General features: G+C 59.6%; 11 protein-coding genes and 1 other RNA gene. 5 read left to right on the top strand and 7 right to left on the bottom strand.

Translation table 11 applies throughout. The annotated features are described in order from the left end of the window. Nucleotides 1–57 precede the first annotated feature (57 nt). From V8352_RS12915 to V8352_RS12905, 3 genes are all read right to left on the bottom strand, one after another. Nucleotides 58–492: a hypothetical protein gene (locus tag V8352_RS12915; RefSeq protein ID WP_336424706.1), complete on the bottom strand. Its 435-nt coding sequence runs from the start codon at nucleotides 490–492 to the stop codon at nucleotides 58–60. 10 nt (nucleotides 493–502) lie between these two features. Beyond that, the gene (locus V8352_RS12910; protein WP_336424705.1) at nucleotides 503–1,588 is read right to left on the bottom strand and encodes a tyrosine-type recombinase/integrase; all 1,086 of its coding nucleotides are present in this window, start codon (nucleotides 1,586–1,588) and stop codon (nucleotides 503–505) included. Between the two features lie 244 nt (nucleotides 1,589–1,832). Next, nucleotides 1,833–2,504 (bottom strand): TIGR04283 family arsenosugar biosynthesis glycosyltransferase, encoded by a 672-nt coding sequence (locus V8352_RS12905; protein WP_336424704.1) that lies wholly within the window; start codon nucleotides 2,502–2,504, stop codon nucleotides 1,833–1,835. Between the two features lie 69 nt (nucleotides 2,505–2,573). Here V8352_RS12905 and ygfZ point away from each other — a divergent pair, with 69 nt between their 5' ends. Together ygfZ and ffs are read left to right on the top strand one after the other, a co-directional pair. Then, nucleotides 2,574–3,305: a CAF17-like 4Fe-4S cluster assembly/insertion protein YgfZ gene (gene ygfZ, locus V8352_RS12900; protein ID WP_336424703.1), complete on the top strand. Its 732-nt coding sequence runs from the start codon at nucleotides 2,574–2,576 to the stop codon at nucleotides 3,303–3,305. Nucleotides 3,306–3,407: 102 nt separating this feature from the next. After that, an RNA gene (ffs, locus tag V8352_RS12895) (signal recognition particle sRNA small type) lies at nucleotides 3,408–3,504 on the top strand. Nucleotides 3,505–3,644: 140 nt separating this feature from the next. Here ffs and ugpC read toward each other — a convergent pair. The 4 genes from ugpC to ugpB all read right to left on the bottom strand — a co-directional run bounded on the left by ugpC (nucleotide 3,645) and on the right by ugpB (nucleotide 7,821). Next, nucleotides 3,645–4,700, bottom strand: a complete 1,056-nt coding sequence (gene ugpC, locus V8352_RS12890) for a sn-glycerol-3-phosphate ABC transporter ATP-binding protein UgpC (RefSeq protein WP_336424702.1) — start codon at nucleotides 4,698–4,700, stop codon at nucleotides 3,645–3,647. A gap of 4 nt (nucleotides 4,701–4,704) precedes the next feature. Then, nucleotides 4,705–5,550 carry a sn-glycerol-3-phosphate ABC transporter permease UgpE gene (gene ugpE / locus V8352_RS12885; RefSeq protein WP_336424701.1) on the bottom strand — a complete coding sequence of 282 codons (846 nt, stop codon included), beginning with the start codon at nucleotides 5,548–5,550 and terminating at the stop codon, nucleotides 4,705–4,707. Continuing rightward, nucleotides 5,550–6,434 carry a sn-glycerol-3-phosphate ABC transporter permease UgpA gene (gene ugpA / locus V8352_RS12880; protein WP_336424700.1) on the bottom strand — a complete coding sequence of 295 codons (885 nt, stop codon included), beginning with the start codon at nucleotides 6,432–6,434 and terminating at the stop codon, nucleotides 5,550–5,552. Before ugpA ends, ugpE begins: the two co-directional genes overlap by 1 nt. Nucleotides 6,435–6,510: 76 nt before the next feature. Continuing rightward, nucleotides 6,511–7,821 (bottom strand): sn-glycerol-3-phosphate ABC transporter substrate-binding protein UgpB, encoded by a 1,311-nt coding sequence (ugpB, locus tag V8352_RS12875; RefSeq protein WP_336424699.1) that lies wholly within the window; start codon nucleotides 7,819–7,821, stop codon nucleotides 6,511–6,513. Between the two features lie 414 nt (nucleotides 7,822–8,235). Between ugpB and V8352_RS12870 the strand changes: the two genes are divergently transcribed. From V8352_RS12870 to V8352_RS12860, 3 genes are all read left to right on the top strand, one after another. After that, on the top strand, nucleotides 8,236–8,637 hold the full coding sequence (locus tag V8352_RS12870; RefSeq protein WP_336424698.1) for a hypothetical protein: 402 nt from the start codon (nucleotides 8,236–8,238) through the stop codon (nucleotides 8,635–8,637). A gap of 69 nt (nucleotides 8,638–8,706) precedes the next feature. Continuing rightward, nucleotides 8,707–10,935, top strand: a complete 2,229-nt coding sequence (locus tag V8352_RS12865; RefSeq protein ID WP_336424697.1) for an efflux RND transporter periplasmic adaptor subunit — start codon at nucleotides 8,707–8,709, stop codon at nucleotides 10,933–10,935. After that, nucleotides 10,932–14,111 (top strand): efflux RND transporter permease subunit, encoded by a 3,180-nt coding sequence (locus tag V8352_RS12860; RefSeq protein WP_336424696.1) that lies wholly within the window; start codon nucleotides 10,932–10,934, stop codon nucleotides 14,109–14,111. Before V8352_RS12865 ends, V8352_RS12860 begins: the two co-directional genes overlap by 4 nt. The last annotated feature ends 6 nt before the right edge of the window (nucleotides 14,112–14,117 follow it).

Genomic DNA, 14,117 nt, shown 5'->3' with positions numbered 1-14,117 from the left:
ATGGCTGAGGTCTCCGCGTCGGACGCGCCTACCGAAGGCACGAAATATGGGAGCGGCTCAAGCACCGGTGCGCCCGACTACCCACACGGAACGAGAAGGGACCACTTTGAGCCATGGCGGGTAGAACTTGAACTTCACCGCTTCGTCAATTGCTTTACGCGGTGAAACATGTCCCGAAAGCTGCAGTCCCGTTAAAACATTTAGATCTTCCTCAACTGCTTCCCGCAATTGCCAGGCTTCGTCCACCGCTATCGTTTCGTGAAACCCGTAGCGTTCTTTGCCCCCGGGAAGAAAGCGGGGAGCATAATCCGGTGACTCATGACCGCCCTCAGGGAAAATGCCACCCAGAAAGCAAATACCTTCGCTGAAACCGGCAAACGCCTGAGAGCCAGGACCAAAGTGCCAGAAATCCTCATCAAGAACTTGTCTCAGCCTATGCAGTAGGAACTCGTCTCGCGACGGGGTCTCATAATCGTCATCCAGCGGGTTCATTTAGCGTCAATCATTCTATTGGTTGCCAAAGGCGCCGATCCAATTCGTCGCAGGTCGTTTGCATGGACGGTCGTAGAGCATCTAGAGACGGCCGCACATACCGCTGCCCCGTCAAGTTGAGGGGAGTGTGATTCAACAGCCGGCCTACAACCTCTTCCAGGATTCCAGCTTCCATCGCCACTGTGGCGAAAGTTCGACGATGGGCGTGCGGAGACCATTCGATTCGCTGCGGCCCCTGCACATGGCCACTCGGCGACTTAGGAGACGGGAAGATCCATTTCCGGCTCAAGCCTTCGACTGGCGCAAGAATCTCGTGATGTCGTTGCACGATCGGTAGATCGAAACTCCGACCATTCTTGGTAACTGGCAAATGAATGCGATCTTCGTGAACGTTTTTCCACTCGAGCGTCAGTGCCTCCGTTTTACGAAGGCCCGTGTAAAGGATGAGCTCAAAAAACGCTTTGTGGATCGGGTTGAATAGATCGTCGACCCGCCGCCTCCATTCAACAAGATCTTCGATAATGCGCCCGTTGGGCCGCTCCTCGTACCATTCGATCGCGTTGGTCGGGCTCTCAGGGAGATCGTGAACTCGACGCGCCTGGTTCCAGACAGACCGAAAGTATCGAAGCGTATGGTTCGCAGTCGATGGTGCGTTCGCCAAATGACGATGACGCTCGACGGCCATGGCCTTAGTAATCTCGTCCAGCGGCAAACCCATCCAATCCTTCAGATGGTTCTCAAACTGCATACGTACAGACGCTCTATGTACCTCAGATCTCAATTTTGGACGGGAAAGATATACCTCCACTGCCTGTTCCAAAGTGGGCGCACCAATCTGAATATGCTTTCCCGCGCCGCGTGACATTTCGAGGGCAAAACCGAGAGCTTTTTGCCGGGCGGTCTGCGCGGTTATCGTTGGGTAGCGCCCAATTAGAATGCGCTGAGTTTTTCCACCGACATCCTTCTGGAAATACCACGTCTTCGAGCGTTTACCGACAAAGACGACAAGACCTTTGACCTCGCTATCCCAGTACTTATTCGTACCGCTCTCAGAGGTCGGAAGCTTCTTTACATAGGTCTCGGTAAGTTTTGGCATTTTGTCGGCTTTTTGTCGGTGGCAGCATCATACGGCACGCAACAGAAGGATGCAGGAAGCGACGAAGAAGTCAAAAAAATGATATAGTTAATGGCACAATGCTACGGGATGATATTCAAAACATTTGCTTGGAAGGCTGAGGTCTTACCATTACACAACGCCCGCTCGGGCCATGACTGATTAACGCGGCCAGACCGCCGAGGCAAGCGGGCGCGCGCGGCAGCCGAGCGAAAAAACGCGGCAGTCAGTATCTTTTGCGCAGATCCTCGGGGGCAGCGCCCGCCAGATAGCGCAGCAAGAGCGTCAGATTGCGCGCGCCGCGCCGGAGCCAGCCTTCGCTTTGGTAGCGCGCGGCACTGGTGAGCAGCGGCACAGGCATCAGGCAAAGGCGCCCGCCCAGCGCGCGCGCCATCGCGACATCCTCCATCAGAGGGATGTCGCGATACCCCCCGACCGCATCGTAGTCCGCGCGCGAAATCAGCAGGCCCTGATCGCCATAGGGCAGATGAAAGATGCGCGATCGCAGATTGGCCCAGCCTGCAACGATTCGCCCCGGCAGGCCGCCGCCACTGAACGCCAGTTGGAAGTAGCCGGGCCGTCCATCGGCCATCTGGTCCTGCACCGCGCGGGTCCAGCCACGGGGTAGCGCGCTGTCGGCATGCAGGATCATCAGCCAATCGCCCCCCGCCATCCGGGCGCCGCGCCGCAGCTGCCCCCCTCGCGAGGCGGGGCCCGTACACCATAGCGCGCCGACCTCTTCGGCGATCTCGGCAGTCGCATCCCGCGATCCGCCATCGGACAGGATGACCTCGCGGAGGAGGCCCGTCTCGACCCCCTCCATCAACCCCGCCAAAAGCGTGGGCAGCGCCGCCTCGGCATCAAGGACCGGCACGATTACTGAAAGCCTTGCGCGCATGTCCCCCCCTGTCGCTACCGCTCGCCGTTCTATATATGGGCAGTCATGAGGACGCGAGAGGTAGCAGCCATGAGAGTCATCCACCAGATTCAAGGCGCCGATGCGCGCAGCTTCCTGCAAGGGTTGATCACGAACGATGTCGACAAGGCCGCGGATGGCCTCATCTATGCCGCGATCCTGACGCCGCAGGGCAAATATCTGGCCGATTTCTTCGTTTTCGAAAAGGACGGGGTTCTGCACATCGATGCGGCACAAGAGATCGCTCCGTCATTGATCCAGCGCCTCAACATGTATCGCCTGCGCGCCGATGTTCAGATCACGCCAAGCGATCTCGAGGTCAGGCGCGGCACGGGCCCTGCCCCTGCCGGCGCACTGGCCGATCCGCGTCATCCCGCGCTGGGCTGGCGCCTTTATGGCGCGGATGGCGGCGATGATGGCACTGATTGGGACGCCATCCGCGTTGCCCACTGCATACCCGAGACGGGCATCGAACTCACGCCCGACACCTTCATTCTCGAGGCCGGATTCGGTCGCCTGAACGGCGTCGATTTCAAAAAGGGCTGCTATGTCGGGCAAGAGGTGACCGCACGGATGAAGCACAAGACCGAATTGCGCAAGGGTCTTGCCACCGTCTCCATCACCGGCACGGCGCCCACCGGCACGCCCATCACGGCAGAGGAAAAACCTGTTGGCACGCTCTTCACCAGCGCCGGTGCGCAGGCAATCGCACATCTGCGATTTGATCGCGCCACGGGCCCGCTCAAGGCTGGCGAGGCACGGCTGAGCTATCCCGCCGACTGATCAATCGCGGTCTCCCAGCTTTCATTGTTCCAAAAATACTCTCAGCGCTTAGAAGCGCTGCACCCCTTGCATCGACGCGACATCCCCTTTATCTGAAGACTTGAGAGGTTGGCGCGGGCAGGCGCCTCGCCAACCCGGTCAGATCCGGAAGGAAGCAGCCGTAACGAGCCCCGCTTGGGTCGTTGTCCAGCCTCTCACCCTTACCCTACCCAACTCCTTGAATCGAAAGAAGAGCCTTTTCTAGAAGGCCCTATGTCGGTTTTTAAGGTTACATTCTTGGTTACAAACGGGGCTCAGCGTGGCTGGTATAATGATGGAGACGCTGCGGCAAAACCTATGTTACATAAGCCTCTGACCCGTTTCATGCGAAAAATAGTGAATCTGGTCTTGGACTGGCCTGAGCGAAAGTGTCTCACCAGGCTTTGGTGCGTCAGGGCTAGGTAGGCTAACCACCAATTCGGTTCGCGTCCCCTCCAGCACGCCGTGGACATGAATTGCCGCACCCAGACGTTCCACAACCCGGACACGTAGCGGAATGGGCCCTTCCGCATCGGGAATCAGATGCTCGGGACGCACGCCGGAAATGACCTTGCCCTCAACCGGACGATCGCTCGAAACGCGGTGACCTGCCTCTGTCAGCACGCCTGATGCAGACGCGACGCCGGGAAGAAAGTTCATCGGGGGCGACCCGATAAAGCCGCCCACGAAGACAGAAGCCGGGCGTTCATAGATCTCGAGTGGAGGCCCGATCTGCTCTACCCGTCCGGCATTCATCACGACCAATTTGTCAGCCAGCGTCATGGCCTCGAGCTGGTCATGGGTGACATAGATCGACGTCGTGCCGAGGCGCTGTTGTAGATCACGGATCTCGACCCGTGTTTTCACGCGCAGCTTTGCATCAAGATTCGACAGCGGCTCGTCGAACAGGAAGGCCGCAGGTTCGCGCACAATGGCACGGCCCATGGCCACACGCTGCCGTTGGCCGCCGGACAGGTTTCTGGGTTTTCGGTCTAGATAGTCAGTCAGACCAAGCATCCTCGCAGCCTCGGCTACGCGTGCCTCGATCTCGTCCTTCTTCTGCCCCCGGTTTTTCAGACCGTAGGCCATGTTTCCGCGGACCGACATGTGCGGGTAGAGCGCGTAGCTTTGAAACACCATCGAGATGTCGCGCTCGGCCGGCTCCAGATCGTTTACGATGCGGCCACCAATGTGGATCTCGCCCTCGCTCACCTCTTCAAGTCCCGCAACCATGCGCAAGAGCGTGGATTTTCCACAGCCCGAAGGGCCGACCAGGACGCAGAGCTCGCCCGCCTCGATTTCGAGGTCGATGTTCGGAATGGCCTCAACGCCGCCGGAATAGACCTTGCGGACGGACCGTATGGAAATATTGCTCATGTTCTCACTTTTCGACTTCGACAAGACCGCGAACGAATAGTCGCTGCATGCCAAGGATCACTAGCACGGGCGGCAGCATCGCAATTATCGCGGTGGCCATGATGAGGTGCCATTGGGGCGTCTCTTCGCCAGCATTTGCCATGCGCTGGATACCCATGACGATGGTGTAGTAGCTTTCGTCCGTTGTCACGAGCAACGGCCAGAGATATTGGTTCCAGCCATAGATGAAGAGGATCACGAATAGCGCAGCCAAGTTCGTGCGCGAGAGCGGCAGAAGGATGTCCTTGAAAAACTTCATCGGCCCGGCCCCGTCGATCCGCGCCGCTTCGGTCAACTCATCCGGCACCGTCATGAAGAACTGGCGGAAGAGAAACGTCGCCGTGGCCGATGCGATGAGCGGGATCGAGAGACCAGCATAAGAGTTCAGCATGCCCAGTTGGGCGACGACCTCGTAGGTCGGCAGAATGCGAACCTCGACCGGAAGCATCAGAGTGATGAAGATTGTCCAGAACGCCAGCACACGAAACCGGAACTTGAAATAGACAACTGCAAAGGCAGAAAGCAGCGATATGGCGATTTTTCCGATGGTAATGGAAAGCGCCATTATCATCGAGTTGAAGAGCATCAGCTTCAGTGGGGGCGCCCCAACGGCCGATATCCCTTCGCCAAGGACCAAGCTGTAATTGGTCCACAGCTCGCCGCCCGGCAGAAGGGGAAGCCCGCGTGCCACGGTGGTCTGATCGTGGGTTGAGGCGACGAAGGCCAGATAGATCGGAAAAACAAAGAGCGCGACGCCGAGGATCAGAATTGCGTGCTGCACAAATGTCAGAAGGGGGCGGTTCTCAACCATCAGTATTCCACCCGGCGCTCAATGTAACGGAACTGGATGGCTGTGAGGGCGATCACGATTACCATGAGAATGACAGATTGTGCCGCCGAGGAACCGAGGTTCAGCCCCTCGAATGCATCTCGCCATACCTTGTAGACGAGTATGTTTGTCGCTTGACCGGGGCCGCCACTGGTCGTCGCGTGGATAACGCCGAATGTCTCGAAGAAGGAGTAGACGACGTTGACGACGACAAGGAAGAAGACAGTCGGTGACAACAGAGGCAGTTGGATGGTGAGAAACCGGCGGACGGGACCGGCGCTATCGATCGCGGCTGCCTCGATCAGTGAGCGTGGGATTGCCTGAAGGCCAGCAAGAAAGAACAGGAAATTATAGCTGACCTGCCGCCAAGCTGCGGCGATGACGACAAGGGTCATGGCGTCGCCTCCGTCGATGTAGTGGTTCCAGTCGTAGCCGAGCGCGTCGAGCGCATAGGCCGCGATCCCGATCGTGGGATTGAACAAAAACCACCACAGCACGCCCGCGACGGCAGGGGCGACAGCGTAAGGCCAGATGAGCAGGGTGCGATATGCGGTTGCCGTGCGAAGGACCCGGTCGGCCATGATCGCAAGAAGCAGCGCAATCCCCATCGACAGTGACGCGACGAGCGCACTGAACTTTATCGTGGTCCAGAAGCTTTCGAGATAACGAGGGTTGTCAAAGAGTTGCTGAAAGTTCTTGAGGCCGATGAACGTTGTCGAAAGTCCGAAGGCGTCCTGTTGAAGAACCGACTGGTAAATAGCCTGGCTGGCCGGCCAAAGGAAAAACACAACGGTTATGATGATCTGCGGAGCGATCAGCAGGTAAGGCAACCAACGGTGCCGGAATATGACTCTCTTGGTGCGCAAGGCAGGGCTCCGATCCGGGCGGCTTAAGGGCGGCCCGGTAAGACCGGACCGCCCCAATCACTGATTGTCGAAGATATCAGCCGTTTGCGTCTTCAAAGTTGCGCAGCAGGGTATTACCGCGTGCTGCGGCCTCGGCCAAAGCTTCGGCAGCCGACTGGTTGCCTGCCCAGAGATCCTCCAACTCTTCGTTGATGATGTCCCGGATCTGGACAAAGTTGCCGAACCGGAGACCTTTGGAGTTCTCGGTAGGCTCATTTAGCGACAGCTGCTTGATCGCCGTGTCGGTGCCCGGCTCTTGCTCGTAAAACCCTTGCTCCTGGCTCAGCTCATAGGCTGCCGTCGTGATCGGCACGTAACCGGTGGACTGGTGCCAGTCGGCTTGCACTTCGGAGCGCGACATATAGTTGAAGAATTCCGCGACACCCTGATACTCTTCCGCGTCATGACCTTCCAAGACCCACAGGGTCGCGCCGCCGATGATGGAGTTCTGCGGCTGCTCCGCGACGTCGCTGTTCAGCGGCAGCATGGCTTGACCAAATTCGAAATCGGCCTGTTCTTTGATCCCGGCGTAGTAGGCCGAGGAATTCATCCACATCGCGCATTCGCCCGAAGCGAAGAGGGGCAATGAGTCGCCCCGGCGCCCCCCATACTGGAAGGTGCCCTCTGCCTGGCTGTCAGCGATGCGCTGAAGCAAGGCTGTCAGGTCTTCGGACTGGTCGATTGCAAGTTCGGTGCCGAGCCCGGCAAACCCGTTCTGCATGGTGCCGATGGGCTGGTCGTGCCAGGCGAGATAGTTTTCGATCATCACCCAGGACTGCCAGCCGAAAGAGAAGGCGCAATCATGGCCTGCATCCTTCAGCTTGTCGGCCGCCTCGAACATTGCGTCCCACGTCTGTGGAACAGTATCAATACCCGCTTCGGACAGCAGATCCTGATTGTACCACATGACCGGTGTCGAGGAATTGAAAGGCAGTGACAAAAGATCGCCCTCGGGGGTGGAATAATAAGACTTCACCGCGGGCAGGTATGCGTCGGCGTTCCAGTCGATGTCGGCGGTTTCCATCACCTCGTGGACAGGCTTCACAGCGCCTTCCGCGGCCATCATGGTTGCTGTGCCGACTTCGAACACCTGAACGATATGAGGCTGCTGGCCAGCGCGGAATGCGGCGATGGCAGCGGTCATGTTCTCGGTGTAATCACCCTTGTAGGTCGGCACGACCACATAGGTCTCCTGGCTGTCGTTGAAGCCAGTTGCAATTTCTTCGACCTTTTCCCCCAGAGCACCGCCCAAGGCGTGCCAGAACTGGATCTCGGTTTGCGCGAAAGCTGGCATCGCGCCGCAGGCCAGCAACGCTGCCAGCGCGGTCAGGGGCTTTTTCTGGATCATCTATCTCTCTCCGGACTGTCGTGAGTGGGAAGAGCCGCTGACGTGCGGCGTTCGGTGTCCGGATAAAGGCGCGGGCCAAGACATGCTTCAAGTGAAGTTTTTTTGACAGCTTCCGGGGACAGGAATGGCTGAGGTCTTCGGGAGCCACCGACGCTGCCACCCAGACAGAGCGAAGTCTTAGGTTTTCCAGCTTGATGCGAAGGGGATGCATTCTGGCGCCGACACTTCCCTGTGACGAAGCCTCCTCTAGCCAAGGTCGAGGTCAGGGTGCCGACATGGAATCACGCTGTCGCCCGGCATTAAACTACTGGAAGACGATAGAAGCGCACGGCTCTGATGAACAGAACAAGGTCTGGAGTGTTACTCACGAAAATCTGACTTGAAGTAATCGTGCATCTCGTTCAATTACATTAAATGCACTTCGTGAAGCATCATCTCATTGGTAAGCTGGCCGTGCCTTCCGTGGGTTACGTGCTTTTGACGTTGATGTTGACCTTTCAAATCGTCGCGGCGTCTGTCGTATCTGCCACGCAGGCCAGCCACAGGCCAGCAGACATAGTGATGGATCATTCCGATCATCAAGGCATGCAGCCAGCTGCAGTCCAGAAATCGGACTGTGATGCTCCGAAACTTCAAAATCTCAGTGAAAGCACAGACCATTGCGCACCATCGATCTGTTGTTTTCACAGTGCATTTGCGCCGATTGACCTTGATATGACAGGAGTGCTCTTGGCAGCAACCCGAGCCGCCGAGTATTCCGTTGTTCTGCCGTCATATAGGCGTTCCACCAAAGACCGTCCCCCACAGCTTATCTGATCTGTTTTTCCGTGCGCACCCGCCCCATGTGGTGCGCGCTATGTCAACTGATTGGAAACGGCGTCCAAAATGGGCGCCGAGGTCGAGGTGACCATGCGTGGACGATATTCAGCCCTGAGTGTTCTGGCGCTCGGCTTGGGCTTGGCAGGCGGCATTTTCGCAGAAAGATTGTATTTAAATCCCCCTGACGACGCCGGGGAGGGGGGCGAGGAAATTCTTTATTGGGTCGCGCCGATGGACCCGAATTTCAGACAACCTGGACCCGGAAAGTCACCCATGGGCATGGACCTCATACCCGTGATGGCGGGAGAGGAACCCGAAGCGGACGCCAGCAGCGTGACCCTATCTGGAAGCGAGATCAACGCCATCGGCGTGCGGACCGCGATTGCCAGAACGTCTGATATCTCGGGCCGCATCGAGACGGTTGGCAATGTCGCATATGACGATCATCTGACCAGTCACGTCCACACCCGCGTCGAAGGCTGGATCGAGGCGCTCAACGTGCGCGCCGTCGGCGATCCGGTAAATAAGGGTGACGTTCTCTTCGAGATGTTTTCGCAGACCATTGGTTCATCCAGCAGCGATCTGGTCCGCGCGTTGGAAGCCGGCAATCAACGCATCATCGACGCCGCACGGAATGCCCTTCGCAGCCAAGGCATGTCGACAGGCCAGATCGCACGGATCGAGGCCAGCGGCGAGCTGGCCCGCAACATTGAGGTGCTTGCACCCCAGGACGGTGTCGTCATTTCGCTCGAAGCGGCGGACGGGATGTTCCTCAAGCCCGACGTGAGAGCTGTGTCGATCACCGACCCGAGCAACGTGTGGCTGATCGCCGATGTGTTCGAGCGCGATATCGCGCGCCTGACCGACAATATGCGCGCAGTCGCCCGCTTCGATCATCTCGCGGGGCGCACATTCGAGGGCGAAATCGACTACGTCTATCCCGCACTCGATGCCACGACTCGCACCCTGCCGATCAGGCTGCGCTTCGACAATGCGGAGGGTTTGTTGAGACCGGGCATGTTCGGCACTGTTACGCTCATTCCCGAGGTCACGCGCATGGCGCTAACCGTCCCGACCGAAGCGATCATCCGCACGGGATCGGCGGAACGCGTGATCCTGAAGACCGGCGACGGCACATTCAAACCACGGCTCGTCACCACCGGCCTGCGGGACAACTTTGGAACCGGAGGACGCACCGAGGTCGTCCAGGGCCTCGCCCCGGGCGAGGAGGTCGTGGCTTCGGCGCAATTCCTCATCGACAGCGAAAGCGCGCTGAATGCAGGCCTGATGCGCATGGCGCCAACCGATGATGCGGCCGCTCGCGGCAGCGGCAAGTTGGTCGCGCTGGAGCCCGAAACGCGCATGGCCACCATCCGGCACGGTGCCCTCGCCGCGCTCGACTGGCCCGCGATGACCTCGCACTTCGCGGTGCGCAGCGATATTGCGCTGGAGCAGTTCGAACCGGGGCAGGAGGTTGCGTTTATGGCGGCGCGCGGGGCGGATGGCCTGCTAGCCCTCACTGAGCTCAAGCCCGATGACGGGATCGCGGCCACGGGGCAAGGCACGGTTCTGGCCGTCACGAAGGACGGCAAGCTGACAGTGGCGCATGATCCCATCCCGGAGCTGGATTGGCCGGCCATGCAGATGGACATGGAAGTCGCCGGCCTTGACACGGCAGCCGTGCCGCTGGACCAGCCCGTTGAGTTCGACCTGGCCAAGGGCGAAGATGGACTGTTCACAATTGTCTCCGTGCGCGGCACGGAGAATGAGGCAGGTGGCGACATGGCCATGCCCGCCACCGAGGAAGAGAAGCCAGAGGCCGCTGCACCGCCCATCACGGTCTCGGGCACCATTGATGCGATAGACTCTGCCGCGCGAACTGCCACGATCACGCATGATCCGATTGCGGAAATCGGAATGCCGGGCATGACGATGGACTTCGCGCTGGACGACGGGCTGGACCCTGCTTCGCTGCCCACGGACGAGAAGACAACCCTTAGCTTCGCGCGTCCAGACGGCATGACGATGATCCTGACCGATGCCGCACCTGCTGCACCGGCAATGGAAGTTTCGGGCACGATCAACAGCGTTGATGCGACGTCCGGCAAGGCCAACATCACGCATGGTCCGATGGCCGAGATCGGAATGCCCGGCATGACGATGGATTTTGCCGTAGCTCCATCCGTCGACATAGGGGGTCTGCCTTTGGGTTCGGAGGTGACGCTACTCTTGGCCCGCAATTCCGACTTCTCGCTGACGCTGGTCGGCACACGCACGGCGGAGGCGATTCAATGATCTCCGCCATCATCCGGGGCGCGATAGCCAATCGCATCATCATCATCGCACTGGCAATCATGATGGGCATTGCAGGCATCTGGGCCATCCGCTCGACGCCAGTGGACGCCATACCGGATCTGTCGGACGTGCAGGTAATCGTCCGCACGCCTTTTGCCGGTCAGGCGCCGCAGGTGGTCGAGGATCAGGTGACCTATCCCATTTCCAGCGCGATGCTGTCGGTGCCGGGCGCAAGCGACGTGCGCGGCTTTTCCTTCTTCGGCGACAGCTATGTCTATGTCGTCTTCGAGGATGGGACCGATCTTTACTGGGCGCGCACCCGCGTGCTCGAATATCTCGGCCAGATCACGGCAAACCTGCCGGATGGGGTATCGCCGCAGCTGGGACCAGATGCCACCGGCGTCGGGTGGATCTATCAATACGCGTTGATCGACCGCACCGGAGGGCATGACCTGGCGGAACTGCGCACCCTTCAGGACTGGTTTCTGAAATACGAGTTGCAGACCGTCGAGGGCGTATCCGAAGTCGCCACGATCGGGGGCATGGTCAAGCAATATCAGGTCGTCGTCGATCCGAACAAGCTGCGCGCCTACGACTTGACGTTAGCTCAGGTGAGCACCGCCATCCAGAGCGCCAACCGCGAGACGGGCGGCAGCGTGGTCGAGATGGGCGAGGCCGAATTCATGATCCGTTCCACCGGCTATGTGGACGAGCTGTCGGATCTGGCAAGCGCGCCCCTGATGGTCAATGACCGTGGCGCTGCCGTGACCTTGGGCGATGTGGCCGAGATTCGGCTTGGCCCTGAAATGCGGCGGGGGGTGGGCGATCTGGATGGCGAAGGCGACGCAGTGGGCGGTGTCGTCATCCTACGCTGGGGTGGTAACGCTCTGAGCACGATCAAAGCGGTCGAAGCGCGGCTGGACGAACTCCGCGGCAGCCTTCCGGACGGCGTCGAGATCGTCACAACCTACAACCGCGCTGGCGTGATCGAGCGGGCTATCGACAACCTCAAAAAGAAGCTGACCGAGGAATTCATCGTCGTCATTCTGGTCTGCGCTGCCTTCTTGCTGCATATCCGCTCGTCCCTCGTCATCCTTTTGTCTTTGCCCCTTGGGATCGCGGCAGCCTTCATCATCATGCGGCTGCAGGGCGTGAACGCCAATATCATGTCGCTGGGAGGGATCGCCATCGCCATCGGCGCCATGGTCGATGCCGCCATCGTCATGATCGAAGCCATGCACAGGCGGATCGAACAGGAAAAACTGACCCCCCAAAACCGCTGGCGCATCGTGACAGAATGCTGCCAGGAAGTGGGGCCAGCGCTATTCTTCTCGCTGGCTATCATCGCGGTCAGCTTTTTGCCGGTCTTCGTGCTGGAAAGTCAGGAGGGCCGGCTCTTCAAGCCATTGGCCTTCACCAAGACCTACGCGATGGCCGCCGCTGCGATCCTGTCGATCACGCTGGTGCCGGTGCTCATGGGCTATTTCGTGCGGGGACGCATAGTGTCTGAGCGGCACAACCCGCTGAACCGCCTCGTAATCTGGATCTATCGGCCTTTCCTTGATGCCGCCGTTGCCTGGCCTTGGGCGACAACGCTGCTGGCCGGTGCGCTGGTGGCGTCGATGATGTGGCCGCTCCAGCGGATCGGGACTGAATTCATGCCTGAGCTGAACGAGGGCGATTTTCTATACATGCCGACGCTCTATCCCGGCGTCTCGATTGGCAAGGCGCGCGAGGTGCTGCAACAGACCGACCGTATGATCGCCACGGTCCCCGAAGTGTTGACTGTCCATGGCAAGCTAGGCCGCGCGGATACTGCAACGGACCCGGCGCCGCTGACCATGATCGAGACAACGATCCAGCTGAAGCCCAAGGAGGAATGGCGCGAGGGCAGCACAATGGAGACGATCCGCGCCGATCTGGACCGCGCCGTGCAGGTGCCTGGCGTCACGAATGTCTGGATCCAGCCGATCAAGAATCGCATCGACATGCTGGCAACCGGCATCAAGACTCCCGTCGGCGTCAAGATATCGGGCGCCGAGTTGCATGTGATCGAAGAGATCGGCACGCAAGTTGAACGGATCGCTGCGGATGTTGCAGGCACGACTTCCGCCTATGCCGAGCGGCCTGTCGGCGGGCGATACATCGAGATCAACCCCGATCGAGACGCCGCCGCGCGCTACATGATGAGCGTGCGTGATGTGCAGGACGTTGTGCAGACCGCCATCGGCGGGATGCAGGTATCGGAATCCGTCGAGGGGCTGGAGCGGTTCCCGATCAACCTGCGCTATCCGCAGAACTGGCGCGATAGCCCCGAGCGGCTGCGCGATCTTCCCATCGTCACCCCATCGGGGGCGCACATCCCGCTAGGCGCGCTTGCCGAGATCGAAATCGTTGACGGTCCCGGCATGATCCGGTCCGAAAATGCGCGGCGCACCGGCTTTGTTTTCATCGATATTGCTGGACGGGATCTGGGCGGTTACGTGAACGAGGCACGCGCTGCCGTGGCCGATCAAGTGACACTGCCCCCGGGCTACTCGATCACGTGGTCCGGGCAATACGAATACATCGAGCGGATGCAGGAGCGGCTCAAGATCGTGGCGCCAGCCACCTTGCTAATCATCACGCTGATGCTGTTCATGGCGTTCAGCCGCGTGATCGAGGTCGGTATCATCCTCGCCGCCCTGCCCGTCGCACTGGCTGGCGGCGTATGGTTCCTGTGGTATCTGAGCTTTGACATTTCGGTGGCCGTTCTCGTCGGATTCATCGCGCTGGCGGGTGTCGCGGTAGAGACGGCGATCGTCATGCTGCTTTACCTCAATCTCGCTTGGGACAAGCGCCATGCCTTGGCTGCCGCCGAGCGCCGCGAGGTGACGCGCATGGACATCGAGGAAGTGGTCTTCGAGGGTGCGCTCTTGCGTGTGCGCCCAAAGATCATGACTGTCGCCACGATCTTCGCGGGCCTCATCCCGATCATGTATGGCACCGGCACCGGATCCGAGATCATGCAGCGGATCGCCGCCCCGATGCTGGGCGGTATGGCCACCGCGACCTTGCTCACCCTTTTCGTCATTCCAGCTATCTTCGTGATCTGGAAGCGGCTGGCGCTGAAACGCGTCAACCGCGCATTGCTGCGCGAGGGCGATGCCCTGCCAGCCCCATTGCCCGCCGAGTGAGCGGGC

This window comes from Roseovarius sp. D0-M9 (assembly GCF_037083805.1).
In the GTDB taxonomy this organism is placed as follows: Bacteria; Pseudomonadota; Alphaproteobacteria; order Rhodobacterales; family Rhodobacteraceae; genus Roseovarius.
This window is presented reverse-complemented; position numbering and strand designations above follow the sequence as displayed.

What these genes read in the sequence shown, in the direction of transcription:
- V8352_RS12915 (WP_336424706.1), bottom strand. Translation starts at nt 492, where the DNA reads ATGAACCCGCTGGATGACGATTATGAGACCCCGTCGCGAGACGAGTTC.
- V8352_RS12910 (WP_336424705.1), bottom strand. Translation starts at nt 1,588, where the DNA reads ATGCCAAAACTTACCGAGACCTATGTAAAGAAGCTTCCGACCTCTGAG.
- V8352_RS12905 (WP_336424704.1), bottom strand. Translation starts at nt 2,504, where the DNA reads ATGCGCGCAAGGCTTTCAGTAATCGTGCCGGTCCTTGATGCCGAGGCG.
- ygfZ (WP_336424703.1), top strand. Translation starts at nt 2,574, where the DNA reads ATGAGAGTCATCCACCAGATTCAAGGCGCCGATGCGCGCAGCTTCCTG.
- ugpC (WP_336424702.1), bottom strand. Translation starts at nt 4,700, where the DNA reads ATGAGCAATATTTCCATACGGTCCGTCCGCAAGGTCTATTCCGGCGGC.
- ugpE (WP_336424701.1), bottom strand. Translation starts at nt 5,550, where the DNA reads ATGGTTGAGAACCGCCCCCTTCTGACATTTGTGCAGCACGCAATTCTG.
- ugpB (WP_336424699.1), bottom strand. Translation starts at nt 7,821, where the DNA reads ATGATCCAGAAAAAGCCCCTGACCGCGCTGGCAGCGTTGCTGGCCTGC.
- V8352_RS12870 (WP_336424698.1), top strand. Translation starts at nt 8,236, where the DNA reads ATGCACTTCGTGAAGCATCATCTCATTGGTAAGCTGGCCGTGCCTTCC.
- V8352_RS12865 (WP_336424697.1), top strand. Translation starts at nt 8,707, where the DNA reads ATGGGCGCCGAGGTCGAGGTGACCATGCGTGGACGATATTCAGCCCTG.
- V8352_RS12860 (WP_336424696.1), top strand. Translation starts at nt 10,932, where the DNA reads ATGATCTCCGCCATCATCCGGGGCGCGATAGCCAATCGCATCATCATC.